This is a genomic window from Microbulbifer sp. ABM4_008 (assembly GCF_056311705.1).
On record NZ_CM149970.1, the window covers coordinates 3,531,006 to 3,547,213 of the forward strand.

17 protein-coding genes are annotated in these 16,208 nt (G+C 49.2%); 12 read left to right on the forward strand and 5 right to left on the reverse strand.

Translation table 11 applies throughout. The features are described from left to right. Positions 1-83 precede the first annotated feature (83 nt). The 5 genes from dnaE to ACYX4J_RS15325 form a co-directional block, all read right to left on the reverse strand. A complete protein-coding gene (gene dnaE, locus ACYX4J_RS15305) occupies positions 84-3,602 on the reverse strand; it encodes a DNA polymerase III subunit alpha (protein ID WP_476176972.1) in 3,519 nt (1,172 codons plus the stop codon). A gap of 58 nt (positions 3,603-3,660) precedes the next feature. Further along, entirely contained in the window at positions 3,661-3,876 is a 216-nt protein-coding gene (locus ACYX4J_RS15310) for a DUF1289 domain-containing protein (protein ID WP_108732299.1), read from the reverse strand. Beyond that, the gene (locus tag ACYX4J_RS15315; RefSeq protein WP_476176973.1) at positions 3,869-4,405 is read right to left on the reverse strand and encodes a gamma carbonic anhydrase family protein; all 537 of its coding nucleotides are present in this window, start codon (positions 4,403-4,405) and stop codon (positions 3,869-3,871) included. The genes ACYX4J_RS15310 and ACYX4J_RS15315 overlap by 8 nt, the downstream gene beginning before the upstream one ends. Positions 4,406-4,503: 98 nt before the next feature. Next, on the reverse strand, positions 4,504-5,025 hold the full coding sequence (locus ACYX4J_RS15320; RefSeq protein ID WP_476176974.1) for a methylated-DNA--[protein]-cysteine S-methyltransferase: 522 nt from the start codon (positions 5,023-5,025) through the stop codon (positions 4,504-4,506). Then, on the reverse strand, positions 5,022-6,488 hold the full coding sequence (locus tag ACYX4J_RS15325) for an AlkA N-terminal domain-containing protein (RefSeq protein ID WP_476176975.1): 1,467 nt from the start codon (positions 6,486-6,488) through the stop codon (positions 5,022-5,024). The genes ACYX4J_RS15320 and ACYX4J_RS15325 overlap by 4 nt, the downstream gene beginning before the upstream one ends. A gap of 1,006 nt (positions 6,489-7,494) precedes the next feature. On the opposite strand from ACYX4J_RS15325, the gene ACYX4J_RS15330 reads away from it, so the two are divergent. The 12 genes from ACYX4J_RS15330 (at position 7,495) to ACYX4J_RS15385 (ending at position 16,201) form a co-directional block, all read left to right on the forward strand. After that, positions 7,495-8,703 carry an IS91 family transposase gene (locus ACYX4J_RS15330; protein ID WP_476176976.1) on the forward strand — a complete coding sequence of 403 codons (1,209 nt, stop codon included), beginning with the start codon at positions 7,495-7,497 and terminating at the stop codon, positions 8,701-8,703. Positions 8,704-9,238: 535 nt separating this feature from the next. After that, positions 9,239-9,532, forward strand: a complete 294-nt coding sequence (locus ACYX4J_RS15335) for a hypothetical protein (protein ID WP_476176977.1) — start codon at positions 9,239-9,241, stop codon at positions 9,530-9,532. Positions 9,533-9,548: 16 nt separating this feature from the next. Continuing rightward, the gene (locus ACYX4J_RS15340) at positions 9,549-9,965 is read left to right on the forward strand and encodes a hypothetical protein (protein ID WP_282931106.1); all 417 of its coding nucleotides are present in this window, start codon (positions 9,549-9,551) and stop codon (positions 9,963-9,965) included. A gap of 191 nt (positions 9,966-10,156) precedes the next feature. After that, a complete protein-coding gene (locus ACYX4J_RS15345; protein ID WP_444941526.1) occupies positions 10,157-10,381 on the forward strand; it encodes a hypothetical protein in 225 nt (74 codons plus the stop codon). Positions 10,382-10,469: 88 nt separating this feature from the next. Then, positions 10,470-10,766: a hypothetical protein gene (locus ACYX4J_RS15350; RefSeq protein ID WP_476176978.1), complete on the forward strand. Its 297-nt coding sequence runs from the start codon at positions 10,470-10,472 to the stop codon at positions 10,764-10,766. Positions 10,767-11,395: 629 nt separating this feature from the next. Further along, positions 11,396-11,521 (forward strand): hypothetical protein, encoded by a 126-nt coding sequence (locus tag ACYX4J_RS15355; RefSeq protein WP_476176979.1) that lies wholly within the window; start codon positions 11,396-11,398, stop codon positions 11,519-11,521. A gap of 60 nt (positions 11,522-11,581) precedes the next feature. Further along, positions 11,582-12,010, forward strand: a complete 429-nt coding sequence (locus ACYX4J_RS15360) for a hypothetical protein (protein WP_444898111.1) — start codon at positions 11,582-11,584, stop codon at positions 12,008-12,010. Between the two features lie 169 nt (positions 12,011-12,179). Next, complete coding sequence (locus ACYX4J_RS15365; protein WP_476176980.1) at positions 12,180-13,736, forward strand: transposase; 1,557 nt, start codon at positions 12,180-12,182, stop codon at positions 13,734-13,736. A gap of 169 nt (positions 13,737-13,905) precedes the next feature. After that, the gene (locus ACYX4J_RS15370; RefSeq protein ID WP_476176981.1) at positions 13,906-14,346 is read left to right on the forward strand and encodes a hypothetical protein; all 441 of its coding nucleotides are present in this window, start codon (positions 13,906-13,908) and stop codon (positions 14,344-14,346) included. Between the two features lie 46 nt (positions 14,347-14,392). Next, positions 14,393-14,872: a hypothetical protein gene (locus ACYX4J_RS15375; protein WP_476176982.1), complete on the forward strand. Its 480-nt coding sequence runs from the start codon at positions 14,393-14,395 to the stop codon at positions 14,870-14,872. Positions 14,873-15,038: 166 nt separating this feature from the next. After that, complete coding sequence (locus tag ACYX4J_RS15380) at positions 15,039-15,347, forward strand: transposase (protein WP_282933834.1); 309 nt, start codon at positions 15,039-15,041, stop codon at positions 15,345-15,347. Between the two features lie 8 nt (positions 15,348-15,355). Beyond that, positions 15,356-16,201 carry an IS3 family transposase gene (locus ACYX4J_RS15385; RefSeq protein ID WP_282933833.1) on the forward strand — a complete coding sequence of 282 codons (846 nt, stop codon included), beginning with the start codon at positions 15,356-15,358 and terminating at the stop codon, positions 16,199-16,201. Positions 16,202-16,208 lie beyond the last annotated feature (7 nt).

The following is a 16,208-nucleotide window of genomic DNA, read 5'->3' on the forward strand; positions in this document are numbered from 1 at the left end:
CCTTTAACTCTTTTTGTTACCACCGGGCTATCACAGCGGCATAGCTTAACTGTACAGAACCAGCCAGTCGAGCCCGGTAGATTTTAACGCCGTTGTGCGTATTGAAGCGCCACCTGCTCACGTCCCAACAGTTCCCTGAGGGACTGGACCATCTGGTCGTTTGGTTCTACGTTCCACTGCGGCGGCAGTCGGTACAAGCCCCGGGCATCGTGGCGGGAAACCTCAAGGCTAACCCCGCACTGACCACCGGTATAGGGTTGCAGGCAAGCGGCCAGCCGCTTGGCCAGCCCCGGTGCCACACTGCCGCTATCCACTCGCAAACGCACCCCGGTCACCCGGCTCTGGCGCAGCTCATCGAGCGTGGAAACGCTGTTTACTGTCATCTTCAGGCCGCCGCTGTAATCGTCAGTGGCAACCGGTCCATCCAATACCAGCAATGCATCTTTGGCCAACTTGTCTCTATGTTCGCCAAAGGCCTCGCTGAACATGGCCGCTTCAATACGGCCACTGCGGTCATCCAGGGTAACAATAGCCATGGAATCACCGCGTTTTGTTTTCATTACCCGCATCGCCACCACCAGGCCCGCAACTTTTTGCGATTCCCGGCCGGGTTTCAAATCGGCGATTCGCGCCTTCACCAGGTGTTGTAACTCACCGGCATACTCATCAATCGGGTGCCCGGTGAGATACAGGCCCAGGGTATTCTTTTCGCCTTCCAGGCGCTCGCGAATACTCCAGCAGCGTGTGCGGCGGAAATCCTCGTACACATCACCTTCGGATGCCTGGGGCACCACTTCGCCAAACAGGTCCATCATGCCCGCATTGGCATTGGCCTTTTGCTGTTCCGCCGCTTTTACCGCTTCATCCAGCGCGTTAAACAGCACAGCGCGGGAGTAATCCAATCCGTCGGCACCATTGGTATCCGGGCCTATGCTGTCCAGTGCCCCTGAGCGCACCAGCGCCTCCAGCGCGCGCTTGTTCACCTTGCGTGGGTCAACCCGCGAGCAGAAGTCGAACAGGTCGGTAAAGGGACCGCCCTCTTCCCGCGCCGCAATAATATTTTCGATCGGACCTTCACCCAGGCCCTTAATCGCACCGAGACCGTAGATAATGCGATTGTCGATATCCACCGAGAACTGGAAGCTGCCCAGATTCACATCCGGCGGCACCAGCACCAGCTCCATGGCTCGGCACTCTTCGATAAAGGTCACCACCTTATCGGTCTTGTCCATGTCCGAAGACATGGTCGCCGCCATAAACTGGGCGGGATAGTGCGCTTTCAGCCAAGCGGTCTGGTATGACACCAGTGCGTAAGCCGCAGAGTGCGACTTGTTAAAACCATAGCCTGCGAACTTCTCTACCAGGTCGAAGATCTTAATCGCAAGTTCGGGGTCAATTCCTTGCTCTTTTGCCCCGTTTTCAAAAGTGGCCCTCTGTTTGGCCATTTCCTCCGGTTTCTTTTTACCCATCGCCCGGCGCAACAGGTCGGCGCCACCGAGGGTATAGCCCGCCAACTCCTGGGCAATCTGCATAACCTGTTCCTGGTAAACAATAACCCCGTAAGTGGGCTCCAGGATCGGTTGCAGTTTTTCATGCTGGTATTTGGCATCCGGGTAGGCCACCTGGGCGCGACCGTGCTTACGGTTAATAAAGTCATCAACCATGCCCGATTGCAGTGGACCCGGACGGAACAGGGCCACCAGGGCGATCATATCTTCCAGGTTGTCCGGCTGCAGGCGCTTGATCAGGTCCTTCATACCCCGGGATTCCAGCTGGAATACCGCCGTGGTCTCTGCCCGTTTGAGCATTTTGAAGGTTTCTTCATCGTCCAGCGGCAGCGCGGCAATATCCAGGGGTTCCTCACCCACGCGCGCACGGGTCTCGTCCACCATGCGCTTGGCCCAGTCGATGATGGTCAGCGTCCGCAGACCGAGGAAGTCGAACTTCACCAGGCCCGCATCTTCCACATCGTTTTTATCGAACTGGGTTACCAGACCCGCGCCAGTCTCGTCACAGTAGAGCGGCGCAAAGTCAGTGAGCTTGGTGGGGGCGATAACCACACCACCGGCGTGCTTGCCCACGTTACGGGAGACCCCTTCAAGTTGCAGGGCCATCTCCCAGATTTCCTGACCCTCATCGTCGTGGTCGAGGAATTCCCGCAGGATCTCTTCCTGGTCGAAGGCCTTTTGCAGGGTCATGCCCACATCGGGGGGAATCATTTTGGACAGCTTATCGGCGAGGCCGTAGGACTTGCCCTGTACCCGCGCCACGTCTCGCACCACCGCCTTCGCGGCCATGGTTCCGAAGGTAATAATCTGGCTCACCGCCTGGCGGCCATAGTTATCCGCAACGTAGCCAATTACCCGGTCGCGCTTCTCCATACAGAAGTCGATATCGAAGTCGGGCATCGACACCCGCTCCGGGTTCAGGAATCGTTCGAACAGCAGATCGTATTGCAGCGGGTCCAGATCGGTAATATCCAGCGAGTAGGCCACCAGGGAGCCGGCACCGGAACCCCGCCCCGGGCCCACCGGGATATCGTGATCTTTGGCCCACTGGATAAAGTCCATTACGATCAGGAAGTAACCGGGGAATCCCATCTGGATAATGATATCCAGCTCAAAGCGCAGGCGGTCTTCGTAGACTTGGCGACGCTCGGCATAGTCCGCAGCAGACTTGTCGAGGATGGTGGCGAGGCGCCGCTCCATACCTTCATAGGAGACTTTTTCGAAGAACTGGTCTTCGGTCATACCCTCGGGAATCGGGTATTCCGGCAGGAAGTATTTACCCAACTGGATCGGTGCGGAGCAGCGCTTGGCGATCTCCACGGTATTTTCCAGGGCTTCGGGAATATCGCTAAACAGCTCCCACATCTCTTCCGGTGTGCGGAAATACTGCTGTGCGGAATAGCGGCGTTCGCGGCGGGGGTCATCGAGAGCGCGGCCTTCGTGGATACAAACGCGCACCTCGTGGGCCTCGAACTCGCTCTCGTCCATAAAGCGCACGTCGTTAGTGGCAACCACGGGCAAGTTCAGGTTCTGGGCCAACTTCACCGCCGAGTGCAGGTAGTCCTCATCGCCGGCGCGACCGGTGCGCTGTAATTCCAGGTAGTAGCGGCCGGGAAATAACTCTGCCCACTCCCGTGCCAGCTCCTCTGCCTGGGCGCGGCGCCCCGCTACCAGGGCACGGCCCACATCGCCGTACTTGGCACCGGACAGCATCAGCACCCCTTCGCTGTACTCCTTAACCCATTCGCGCTTGATATAGGCGTTACCGTGATACTGCCCCTCCATCCAGGCGCGGGAAATCAGCTCGGTAATATTGCGGTAGCCGTCGGCGTTCATCGCATAGAGCGTGATCAGCGTCGGCTTGCCCTCGCCGCCTTCGCTGAGCCAAAAATCCGCTGCGGTAATCGGCTTGATACCTGAGCCCAAACAGGCCCGGTAGAATTTAATCTGCCCGTAGAGGTTGCACTGGTCGGTAATCGCCAGGGCTGGCATTTCCAACTCCTGGGCGCGGGCGATGGCCGGCTTGATTCTTACCAGGCCATCGATCAGGGAAAATTCTGAGTGAATTCTTAGGTGGACAAAGGGTTGGGTCATAGTCGCATTTAGTTCCGGGCCCTGCGAGGCCCGGCCCCGACAAAGCGCTATCGATTGTTTACCAGATTCGGCCCATTTGCCGCGCGCGCTCGGTGCAAAGCTTTAACACTGCACGGCGCTCATCATTGTTCATGGAGCCCCAGCGGCTGATTTCGTTACCACTGCGAAAACAGCCCTCGCACAGGTCCTGCTCATTCAGGGCACATACGGAGATACAGGGGGATTTCACCGGGCGCTCTTTCGGCTCCACGGTTTTTACCGGTTGTTCAGACATCTTTAGCCTCAAGCGGGACCAGTTCACTGGCGAAATGTTTGCCGTTGGCCGCATAGTGATCGCTGCTGGCTTTGAGCAGCTCGTAGGTGGCGGGATCGAGAGATTTTACTACCTTGCCGGGAGAGCCCAGCACCATAGAGTAATCGGGGATTTCTGTGCCCTCGGTCACCAGCGCATTGGCGCCAATGATACAGCACTTGCCGATTTTGGCCCGGTTTAAGATCACGGCATTGATACCAATCAGGCTGTAATCACCAATGTCACAGCCGTGCAGCATCACTTTATGGCCTACGGTGACACCGGTGCCGATGGTTAATGGCACACCCACATCGGCATGCAATACCGAGCCATCCTGTACATTGCTGCATTCACCGATAGTGATCGGCGCACAGTCGCCGCGCACCACCGCGTTAAACCATACGGAGCTGTGCGCAAGCATACGCACATCTCCAATCACATGGGCACCGGGCGCAACATAGTGGCCCTCACCTTCCAGTTGTGGCTGTTTATCCCCCAATCTGTACAGCATTTGGCCTCCGGCTCAATATGATTATGAACCGCTCATTATCTCGCGCCAAAGAGGCCGTGGCTAGGGAGAGATGATTGCGCTTTTCCCAATATGACCAGCTAGAGCAGCTCGCCCTGCTGGACAAAGTTGGCGCCCTCAAGAGTGAGCAAGCGCGCTTTCAAAGACAGGCCGCCGGCGTAGCCGGTAAGGCTGCCATTGGCTCCGATTACACGGTGGCAGGGAATAACGATGGCAATCGGATTTGCACCATTGGCCCGCGCCACCGCGCGAATAGCCCGTGGCTGGCCCAGCCACTGGGCTTGCTGGCTGTAACTGCGGGTTTCGCCAAAGGGAATTTGCAACAGCGCACCCCAAACCCGGCGCTGAAATTCAGTACCCTTTGGCGCCAGAGGCAGATCGAAGCTTTTGCGCTGGCCGGCGATATATTCCCGCAACTGCTGGGCGGCCAAATCCGTAAGCTCCGAGGCGCCCCGCTGCCAACCGGCCCCTAAACGCAATGGTCGTTCATCGTCATAAAACTGGAGTGCAACTATCCCTCGGGAGAGGCCCTCTCCCTCCTGCTCGCAGGCCGCGATGGCAACATCACCCAATTCCGTGGTGTAACTCTCATAGACAATCATTTTTTCTCTCCAGGTTTCAGGGACTGCCACAACAAAATGGCTCCATATGCCCGCCAGGGCCGCCACTGCTCTGCCCGCTCCAGGGCCTGCTTGGGTTTTGCCTTTTCACCTTCACTGCCCAGGGCTTGTAGAATACCCAAATCCGACGCGGGGAAAGCATCCGGCATCGACAGGCCCCGCATAGCAATATAATGCGCTGTCCAATCACCAATACCCGGCAGTGCCGTGGCTTGGCTGCACCAGTCCTCCAGGGACTGATCGGCAAAACTCACACGGCCATCCAAAGTTGCGGCGACAAACTCCTGTAGGGTTTTCATTCGAGCGCGGGTCAAGCCCAGATCGGCAAAGTCCGCCTCAGCGAGACGCTCCGCCGTTGGGAATAAAAACCGCTCTCTACCAGCATCGTCCACAAAAGACTCCCCGTAGCGGGCCACGATACGTCCGGCAATAGTGGTCGCCGCCGCGACACTGATCTGCTGACCGAGAATCGCCCGCAGTGCATATTCGAATGGGTCCCAGGCACCGGGCAAGCGCAGGCCCGGATTCTTCGCCAACTGATCCGCCAGCAGTGGATCTTCATTTAATACCGTCTGGATCTCCTCAATATCCGCATCCAGATCAAACAACCGGCGCAGGCGCTGGTTCAGTAGATATAACCCTGCCCCACCTTCCTGGCCAAATATCTCCACTACCAGGCGATTGCGTTCCGGATCGTGGGAAACCTCCATCACACCGCGACAGGCATCCAGCTCGAAACTGCGTGAATAGACCTCCCCCTCCACCTGCTCTACCCCGGCCAAAGCGCGAGTTCCCAAAAAAGCCAGGAGTTGTTGCCAATCTAACGGCGGGCGGTAATCCAGGTACAACCGCACCCGTGTGGCACTCGCCTTCTCCGCGCGCGCTGCGTGTCCCTCCCTGCGCACCTCGGATGGGGTGCGTTTGTAGATCTGTTTGAATACGCCGTTAAAGCGTCTCAAACTGTTAAAACCAGACTCATACGCAATTTCAGCAATTGGCAGGTCCGTATCTCGCAGTAAACGAAAAGCAAACAGTGCCCGCTCAGTTTGCCAAACCGCTAAGGGGCTTACCCCTAAGTGCTCAGAAAACAGACGGCGTAAATAACGGCTGCTGACTCCGAGCCGCTCTGCCAGTCGCTCCACAGATTGAGGCTCGCGCTCACTGCGCATCAGTTTTAAAGCGCGCTGCACGGTGGTCGATACCAATCCCCAAGCTGGGCTGCCCGGCGCAGAATCGGGGCGACAACGCAGGCAGGGCCTAAAGCCCGCATTGGCCGCCTCCGCCGCAGTCTCAAAATAAGTGACATTGCGCTCAAGCGGAGGCCGAGCGGGACAGATCGGGCGGCAGAAAATGCCGGTTGTTTTTACTGCGGTATAGAAGCGCCCATCAAAGCGCCGGTCTCGGGCCAATCGCGCACTGGAGCAAACTGCTGCATCAATCTTCATAAGTCTCTCTCGTTTCTGACTACCAGTGTATGAATTGGACGGTATCGGAACTAGTCATAAACGGAACTGACCATTTTGAGCAGTAGACTTATAAGTCAGGCAGCCGCGGCCTGAAAGAGTGAAGCCAATTAGATGCTCTTGAATACCTTACGTAAAAAGCCCCTCGGCCGATAAGTCTCAACTAAAGATTATTCTTTAAGTAAATTGATAAAACGGAGGCTTTTGACCATTCCAGGGAGGTATTCATAAGTGGATTAAACAACCCTGGAATAGCCCTACTCCCCATCAGGAACGCTAATTGATACAAACCCTGAAACGTAAATGCTCAAGGAAATCTATAACGCAAGGCAATCGCAACGGAGCCATTCATTCTATGCGCACCTTGAAGGCTACAAGTAGTAAGCGCAACTCGCCGCAAATGGACCTAATCCTTTGCAAACCCCGTAATGCAGCAGCTATCGCCTTCAAGACACACCCTTCGACGCTTGTAGAGTTATTAGCAACCTGCACCACGACGTTGTAACGGTCCAGACATTTCCGTCGAACCGCGTCTTGATTGGGAAACGCCCGGTTAGCCAGAAGTATCATGAAATTATTCAGTAGCACTATAGATTTGAAATACCCAGGCCATAGCTGTTGCTCAATTCCAGCCCTATCTGCACTAACGGTCGCTAACAATTAATGGGCATACAGGGGTATTTTTGATCATCTTGACTGTTATTTTTGCAGAATAGCTTTATCAGGAAAAAATTTGATGAAATACAATGAGTTACAAAGGTAGTCTTTTTTGGGGATAGTAGTCAAAGTGATCATTTTTACATTTGGTACGACTAACATAAAAGCTAGTAATCTTTTGATTTGAATAACATTTTTTAGCCAAGGCGTAAGATTGATTCCAGGATAGTAATCAGGATAATAGTGATCATAATGATTACTATATAGCTGTTGTACAAACCCGCTGCGCGGGAGTGGTGCCACTTTTAAATTATAAGAGGCATTTTAGAAAATGCATAACCGGGTATTGCAAAATATATTTTCTGCGTACAGTGGTTATTTATCTAAAACTGCGCAACCACTAAAAAATTTAAAGGCTATCTCCTCGATACAAGAATGCCGTACAAAATCGATGGGAAGCAGTTATTATCGTTGTAAGCACAACCATGTCACTGAACAGCATCATTCTTGTAGGCATAGAAGTTGCCCCCTCTGCTCAGGCAGAAAACAGCTCCAGTGGGTTGATCAGCAGCGTCGTAAATTATTTGATACAGAACATTTTCATGTGGTCTTTACTATACCTCATGAGTATCTGCCGTTATGGCAATACAACGAAGAGAAGGTTACAGATATACTCTTTTTGTCGAGTAAAGAAACCCTGTTTGAATTAATGGCGAGTAAAGACTATCACGGAGTAACTCCCGGGATGCTTATGGCTCTGCATACTTGGGGAAGACAGTTAACTTTACATCCCCATATACACTGTTTGATAACTGCTGGCGGCTTGACTTTAAGGGAAAAATGGAAAGAAACAGGTGAATATTTATTGCCTGTGCGAGTGGTTAAGAGTCTTTATAGGGGAAAATTTCAAGCGCTTTTATTAGAACAGTATCGTGCCGGGTTACTCAAGCTTCCTCCCAGTTGGTCAATTGGCCAGTTTGATATCCTCTTTAAAGCTTGCTATCGCAAGGAATGGTTGGTTCGTATTCAAGAAGGATATGAGCATGGTCAAGGCGTTCTGCTGTATTTTTCACGCTACATCAAAGGTGGCCCGCTTAAGCCAAAGCAGATATTAAACGTGGATCATAAGGGGCTGGATTTTCGTTATTTTGATCACCGTGACCAGCGACGTAAGCAACTTCGGTTAAAGCCTCAGGAGTTCTTAAGACGTGTCTTGCAGCACATACCTCCAATAGGAAAACACATGGTACGGAGTTATGGATTATATGCTGGGTGCAATAAGAAAAAGCACGATCTATGTAGTAATCAAGTGGGTTTAATGAAAGATCAACGACTCCCAGCTGGATTGCAAATCCAAGATCTGATGGTAGAGTGTGGGCAGTGCCATGAATCTACAAAGTTGACTGGCCGAGTGTGGTCTAAGGCGAAAAAAGGAATTTCCTTTATAAAGGGGGCGGCTCGGCAAGATAGTGCCGGCGGGAATGTACAACATGGCGATGAACCAGACACTGCAGGAATGGGCCTCTTTAGTTCGGCCTAAATTCAATGCCAGGTCATTTTTTTTACCGCCTGCAGTGCAGGTTATCTAAGCGTTAGAGCAATAAATGGACACTGAAGAAATTTCTTACCTGGTCATATATCTGGCAGTTCTAGCTGTGTATTTCTTTGTGTCTTTCATCACTGTAAGGTGGGGCTGGAGAAAGTTTGAGTACTTCAAAAGCGCAGTCAAAATTCCACTAAGAACCTGTCTAATTACCTTTTTCTTTGCACCGACAGTATTTGCGTGTGGAGCAGCAGCTTTTGTACCTTTCCCAATATTATTGATAAGTGAATTCGTCAGCGAGCCTTCTGCATGCTCTAGCCAACTTAGGTTTGCATTTCCTGTACTAGCTATTTTTTGGGCGGTATGTTTAGTTGTATACCTTTCAAAGTTAGCTATTTGTAGGCTTAGGTCATGAGTGCAATGTTCAGTCTAACAATCACAGGCAGTTTGCGCCGGCCCCTTATGAGGCCTCTGCGGGACAGCCTACGCTACGCTTCGGCCGCCCCTGCTGTGGTCGTTACATGGCAAAAGAATGGAAGTTCTAGCAGACGTTGAATTCTTGAAGATCGACCGCTCAAAATACAATTACAGATATATTGACGGTTGTTGGCCATTTATTTCCTATCCGAAATTGGATGGCCTTGCTGGTTGTCAGCTTTATTTTGGGCCAGCAGGTGAGGCATTTGATGGGGATCGAGTTGAAGTCACAATTCGATTCCTAGATGACTCAATCCATATTGGTAACCTCAATGAGGGAGATGATTTTTCCCTTTTCGCGAGTAAGGTTCAAATAGCCAAAGGTAGAGTCAAGCTGGTAGCTATATAGCTGTTAAGCGACAATTATGACTGAGCAAGAATTTATAGAATCAATTGATTTCAGCTTTCCCTATAAAGATAAAGAGAGAGCAATCGATCTAATCACACAAGGGAGAGCAATATCAGCAAATGCTTCGTTTATGGTTCTTCATGAGATAGTTCGTGCACCAAGTGAAGTGGCGCTAGAAACAAAAGAGCGCCTATATAATTATTGGTGCAACGGTTTCTCCCATGAGCTTCTAGAACCCATAAAAGAAGCGGCTTCTGCTCTATTAGCAAGCAAAGTTATCTCAGTTTCTCGTGCTATCGAACTAATGCGAGAAATTGAAAAACACACAGACCAGTATTGCGCTCTAAGTATTGCCTACTTTTCATGTGATGATACTGAGGGGCAAGCAGACCAAAAATATAATCAGGTAATCGAGCAATGGCAAAGCGCTTAACAAGGCCAGGCACAATTGCCCCTTCGGGGCTGGACCTCCGCACTGCGTGCTCCGGCCTGTGCTGGCGGCGTTAGGTGCAACCGTAAATCATGACTAGAAGAATATTCTTACTCTTTATAACGATTGCTCTCATGGCTTGCTCAAATACCCCGTATCACGTTGAGCTTGATTCCATTTCTAAAAAAGAGCGAATGGTTACTAAGCATGGCGAGGGAGCTTACTACTTTGTATACACCCGCCATCGATTCACATCTGCGGATGATGTTGACGGCTTTGAGAAGTACTATGCCGACATCGATAGATATATAAATACAAATATGTCACAGCATGGCGACTGTAAGTATATTAAGGAAACTCTGTCATATTATGATGAAGGTGGAAATGTCAGTGTATTGGTCATCTGCAAAAGCACCTAACAAAACGTGGCAGCAAGGGCGCTGCGCGCCGGGACAGCTTACACTGCGTTCCAGCTGCCCCTGCACTCAGCGTTAAATGTACTCGAAGATGAATGGCATTGACCTAAAACCCGCAGCAATAATGATTACTTTTTGTCTTCTATTTGGTTTGGGTATCCAGTACTTCACGGGATTCTACTGGCTAACAGCAATGTTACTGGTAATGATCGCTGTTTTGATTAATGGTCTCATCATCTTCAACGAAGATCTTGATGAAGGAGGGTTCGATCATCAGGTAGGAGTGACTGATACACCTGAAGCCAGAGCTGAACAAAGTAAAGCCAATAAAATCCAAGTGGCAATAATAGTTCTACTTATCATAGGTGCAGTGTGGTCTTACATTTAACAAATCAATTAACTACGCGCCTTCGGCGCCCGACAGCTTACACTCCGCTTCGCTGCGTTTCAGCTGCGGGTTATTGAGGCGTTAAAGTGCAACTATGATCAGGAGAGCAGCGAGTAGAGCGTTTATTATTTGTGGGGCCTTGCTCATACTAGCAATGGTCATAGCCACAATTTACGCAGTAATATCTGACACAATTACTGGTCGGGATATATGGGCAGCGCCTCTTCTTGGCTTCTTCACAGGGATTTATTACTTTATCTTTGTTTACCCCTGCGTCTTCGCTGGTTTGCTCTTATATAGTTTCATTAAAAAATAGGTAAGGCAGTGAATTCAAGCAATAGCACTTTAACAAATGCAGGCAACAGCGCCCCTTCGGGGCTGGACCTTCATTCCGCAGCTCCGCTGCTACATTACGGCCGTTGCTGCAGGCGTTATTGTGGCGGTCAATTTTTAGATGTTTTGTAGCTGCTGCAAGCATCAATCTCTATCTGAGCACATTTTTTCTGAGAGTTTTCCTGCAAGCTGGTACCGCAGTTCCGTTCCAGTGCCTTCGTTTTCAGTCAGCAAGCCCTGCAAGCCAGCTAGGCCATCGTGGAGTGCCAATTAGATAGTTATCCGGTGGGGAAAGTATGGTATTTTCCCCTGTAAATTTATCGGGCAGTGGCCAGCCAAAGTTGGCTGGCAGAGAGCAAGTAGGTCGTTCAGTGCGCGCCAGCTATAACCAGGCCAGGCAAGATCGCCCAGCCGGTGGCTAGGCTGGACAGCCTACGCTCCGCTTCGGCTGCCCTTGCTGGCAACGTTAGCATTCAGTAAATATGAAATTTTTATATAGAATACTGCGTTGGTTGTTTCTTGGAGCTGTTGGAGTTTCAGCAATCCTTATATTCCTAACTATAGGATTTGTCTGGTTGTGGGATATGAACTCTATCAACTCAATAGGCGAGGCTAAAGAACTTCTGAGCAAGCATGGCAGTAACGAGCACGAGCTAATAATTAATGAGTGCTCGAAGTTAATAAAGGATGGAGAAGAGCGCACTTTAATGCATGAGGATATCCCAGAAGTGCTAAAGTCGTTGTCGCCACAATATGTCCGAGCTTCAGAGTATTCATGTGAGGTAAACCTTTACAAACAGCCAGGCAAAGGAATTGGCTACTTTGTAAAAAAATCTCCTAGTGGCTCTTTCATACTTAGTTGGTTTAACCATTTTGAAAGTTGGGACAGTCATGATATTGAAGTCAAATAGTGCACATGCTAACAATCACAGGCAGTTAGCGCCGGCCCCTATTGGGGCCTCTGCGGGACGGCCTACGCCTCGCTTCAGCCGCCCCTGCTGTGGGCGTTCAGGCTGTAGAAAAACTCTTAAAAGGTAGCTTTTTTGTTAAAATGGAGGTCTTGATGTCGAGATTATCCATATGCCCAATTTCAAACGTTACGATTACAACCAAGATGCAATGGTAATCATCAATTTCGAAGAACAACTACAACCTGAAACCTTTGAGTTTACACTTCATCATTTGATTGATGACCATATCGACCTCTCTGTCTTCCATAAAAAATATCAAAATGATAGCGGCGGGCGAACCGCTTATGATCCAGCCATCCTCCTGAAAATCATATTGTTTGCTTACTCAAAAGGTATTACCTCAAGCCGTGAAATTCAATGGCAATGTGAGAACAATATCCTCTTCAAAGCACTGTCATGCGATACCGTTCCACATTTTACTAGTATTGCGAGTTTCGTAAGCAGTTATCCTGATGCGATTGAGTCGGTGTTTGAGCAAGTGTTACTAGTCTGCGATCAGCAGGGGCTGCTTGGCAACGAGCTTTTCGCAATAGATGGATGCAAGATGCCATCCAATGCCAGCAAAGAACATTCGGGAACTTTTAAAGAACTAGAACAGAAGCAGGAAAAAATTCGCAAGAAGATCAAATATTGCCTCAAAGAGCACAAGAGGCTTGATGGCAGGAAGCCTAAAGAAAAAGAGCGAAAACAAGCGGTAGCTAAAGCGGCTGATACTCTTCAGAAACACTTTGATAAAATTGATCAGTTCTTAAAGAATCACTCCCCCAGGATGGGACAAGGTAAAAACCCTAAAGAAGTAAAAAGTAATATCACAGACAATGAGTCAGCCAAGATGACTACCAGCAAGGGGACCATCCAGGGCTATAACGGCGTTGCCGCAGTTGATAGGAAGCATCAGATAGTTGTTGAAGCACAGGCCTTTGGTGAGGGGCAAGAACATCATACATTGAAGCCTATTCTCGATGGCATCAGTTGCCATTATCAGCATATAGGAATAGATGAAGACATCTTGGCCAAACAGGTCATCATTACTGCTGATACTGGGTTCTCCAACGACGCTAACTACAGCTACCTGCGAGAGAGCGGCATCAATGCCTACATACCTGACAATATATTCCGTTCACGTGATAAAGCTTTTGCTAAGCAAAAAGCCAAGTATGGCAAGCGTAAACAAAAAGGTAGGGCTAATGTCCAGCAGACTTTCCCTGCTAGTGAATTTACATTCAATAAGAAAAAGAAAACCTGTATCTGTCCGGCAGGAAAATCTATGCTTTTATTAAAGGAAGAGCATGTTAGTGAAGGTAAGAAAAAGCTATTGTTCGAAGGGCGCCTCACTGACTGCAGGGGATGCAGCCTTAAAAATCAGTGTATGCGAAACCCGGATTCTGCCAACTCTCGAAAAGGACACGGAAGGCAAGTATCCCTAACTTGGACAAACGGACGGACAGCCACTGACTGGATGAAAAAGCGGGTTGATAGTATCGAAGGCAAGACCATTTATGGACATCGAATGTCTGTTGTCGAGCCAGTGTTCGGGAACATTGGTACCAACAAGCGATTGAATCGCTTCTCGCTACGAGGAAAAATTAAGGTTAAGGGACAATGGCAGATGTTCTGCTTGGTACATAATATAGAAAAGTTGATGAGATATGGCAGTATCCACTGATTGAGTATAAGTTAAGGGCATCAAGGCCCCTAAATTTAATACAATGAAAGAAATTTAGTGGTATCGCTAAATGTAGACCGAAATTTTTGTTTGGAGGAACCTGAGGAATGACAGCTTTTTCTAAAACTGTTTTTCTACAGCCTCGTTAGGGCTACGGCACGTCAAAGCTATGGATGAATTCTCAAGAAAAGTTAAAACTCAATTTATCCAGGAATTTCCCGACTGGGAAAAATTTTGCTTCACTGCAATGGATGAAGGAGAAGAGGTACTATCAGTCAAAGTTCCAAGTCCTTCAGGCGGTGAGGAGTGTCCGTTGAGTGTTGACACGTTTCGAGGCGAGGTGACGGTAGCTTTTGATGCATACCATGCACATTTCTATGACTTCATCGATCCGGAAGGTGACGATGCAGTTTCATTCATTAAGGAGCTTATTTCTAGCGACTACGCTGTTGTAAGCTACTGGCGCAATGAGCAATGGTGTGGGTCCACTATATGGTCAGTGAAAGAACTACCAAGCTCAAATGGGGAATATCCTTACGCAAATATAATCAAGTTTAGGTCATGGTTAGGGCAGTGTAATAATGAAATTCAGTGCGTACCAAAAGGGTAATGCCCTAACAAGCAGCGGCAGAGCGACAGCCAACGCTGGGCGTTAGATGACTAAATTATCCATGAAACTTCTAATGAGATCTTTTACTTTTGTAGTTTTTTTTATGTTATTGATATTTACGTTTTGGGTCTCGGGTGGTTTTGAAGAATATATTCAACCAGATATTGAGATAGTAATACCAGAAGGATTTGCAGGTTTAGTGTGTGCAACTTCTCGTCCAGGCTCTAATGAAAACAAAAGTGAAGTGGCTCGATATGAAATACAAGAAAATGGTCTTTTAGTCGTTGATGGTGATATTCTAAAAAGTCATCGTAAAAGAAGATACTTTTCTAAACCTTCTGAGAGTGAAAGATTGCGCAAGCTACCTAGAGATACGATGTTTGGTATTTATACTGAAGGTGATCACACTAAGAATATTTCGTATGTGGTACTTTGGGTTGGAACACGTGCATCATGGACTGAATTTAAATCCAATCAGCATAATAACTTGGTTTGTTTGAACAGGTACAGTCAGGATGAATCGTAACTACACATCTAACAAATCAATGAACTTCGCGCCTTCGGCGCCCGACAGCTTACACTCCGCTTCGCTATATTTCAGCTGCGGGTTATTGAGGCGTTAAATGCAAGACTTACCCACGTTTAGTAGACACCCTGTATAGTTAGGTTTAGGCCTAACACGGAGGTGTATCATGGGTAAGAAAAGAACTCAGGCGTATACGGAGGAGTTCCGCAGAGAAGCAGTTAAGAGAGCGGAAAAGGCTGGAGCAACAACGGCTTCTGTGGCGCGAGAGCTAGGCGTCAGCGCACAGCAGATCTACAACTGGCGTCGTCAATTTAATCGACTGTCTGATAAGCAGTTCAATAGTTTAGACGGTGTCGACTATTCCAAACAGGAAAGCGCTGAAGTTCGCAAACTCAAGAAGGAGCTGCATGAAGCTCGTCAGGAGGTTGAGTTTCTAAAAAAGGCAGCTGCGTACTTTGCGAACCACCAAGAGTAAAGTACGCATTGATACAAGAGCATGTAGGGTCATTCCCGGTTAGTTTGATGTGTCGGTGTTTAGAAGTCTCAAGATCGGGTTATTATCGATGGCGGGGGCGATTGCCATCTGCTCGCACGATTAGAGAGATACGAACAATCGAGAAAATCCGAGAGACGTTTGTTGAGTTTAAAGGTCGTTATGGCGCGCCTAGAATTGCTTGCGAGCTTCAAGAGTTAGGTGAGCCATGCTCGCGGAACTACGTCGCTAAGCTTATGCAACAGGAACATATTAAAGCGAGAAACGGCAAAGGCTTTCGATATAGTCAGCCCGTAGAGGGGAGCATTAACGTCTCCGCCAACTTACTTAAGCGTTGCTTTGATGTGGATCGACCAAATTGCCGCTGGACCAGTGACATTACGTATATCTGGGTTCTGGATAGGTGGCTATACCTCGCGGTAGTTATGGATCTGTACTCTCGACGTATTGTAGGTTGGGCATTCGACTCGCAGATGACCGATGAATTGACACGTCGAGCATTGAAAATGGCCCTAGAGCGACGACCAATAAAGCCTGGACTGCTAGTTCACTCTGACAGGGGTGTGCAATATCGATCGCAGAAATACCAGGATCTCTTGTCCGAAAGTAAGTGCAAGCCGAGTATGAGTCGCCAGGCTAACTGTTGGGATAATGCGGCAATGGAATCATTCTTTAGCAGGCTAAAAGTCGAGCTGGTCTATGCCGGAACATTCGAAAGCGAAGAGCAAGCAAAATCTGAGGTGTTTGAATACATTGAGATTTTCTACAATAGGGTTCGTAGGCACTCTGCATTGGGCTATGTAAGTCCAGCAGAGTATGAACGAAAATACGCATAGTTAGAGT

Coding starts and splice junctions, on each gene's coding strand:
- dnaE (WP_476176972.1), bottom strand. CDS start 3,602: ATGACCCAACCCTTTGTCCACCTAAGAATTCACTCAGAATTTTCCCTG.
- ACYX4J_RS15310 (WP_108732299.1), bottom strand. CDS start 3,876: ATGTCTGAACAACCGGTAAAAACCGTGGAGCCGAAAGAGCGCCCGGTG.
- ACYX4J_RS15315 (WP_476176973.1), bottom strand. CDS start 4,405: ATGCTGTACAGATTGGGGGATAAACAGCCACAACTGGAAGGTGAGGGC.
- ACYX4J_RS15320 (WP_476176974.1), bottom strand. CDS start 5,025: ATGATTGTCTATGAGAGTTACACCACGGAATTGGGTGATGTTGCCATC.
- ACYX4J_RS15325 (WP_476176975.1), bottom strand. CDS start 6,488: ATGAAGATTGATGCAGCAGTTTGCTCCAGTGCGCGATTGGCCCGAGAC.
- ACYX4J_RS15330 (WP_476176976.1), top strand. CDS start 7,495: ATGCATAACCGGGTATTGCAAAATATATTTTCTGCGTACAGTGGTTAT.
- ACYX4J_RS15335 (WP_476176977.1), top strand. CDS start 9,239: ATGGAAGTTCTAGCAGACGTTGAATTCTTGAAGATCGACCGCTCAAAA.
- ACYX4J_RS15340 (WP_282931106.1), top strand. CDS start 9,549: ATGACTGAGCAAGAATTTATAGAATCAATTGATTTCAGCTTTCCCTAT.
- ACYX4J_RS15345 (WP_444941526.1), top strand. CDS start 10,157: ATGGTTACTAAGCATGGCGAGGGAGCTTACTACTTTGTATACACCCGC.
- ACYX4J_RS15350 (WP_476176978.1), top strand. CDS start 10,470: ATGAATGGCATTGACCTAAAACCCGCAGCAATAATGATTACTTTTTGT.
- ACYX4J_RS15355 (WP_476176979.1), top strand. CDS start 11,396: ATGGTATTTTCCCCTGTAAATTTATCGGGCAGTGGCCAGCCAAAGTTG.
- ACYX4J_RS15360 (WP_444898111.1), top strand. CDS start 11,582: ATGAAATTTTTATATAGAATACTGCGTTGGTTGTTTCTTGGAGCTGTT.
- ACYX4J_RS15365 (WP_476176980.1), top strand. CDS start 12,180: ATGCCCAATTTCAAACGTTACGATTACAACCAAGATGCAATGGTAATC.
- ACYX4J_RS15370 (WP_476176981.1), top strand. CDS start 13,906: ATGGATGAATTCTCAAGAAAAGTTAAAACTCAATTTATCCAGGAATTT.
- ACYX4J_RS15375 (WP_476176982.1), top strand. CDS start 14,393: ATGACTAAATTATCCATGAAACTTCTAATGAGATCTTTTACTTTTGTA.
- ACYX4J_RS15380 (WP_282933834.1), top strand. CDS start 15,039: ATGGGTAAGAAAAGAACTCAGGCGTATACGGAGGAGTTCCGCAGAGAA.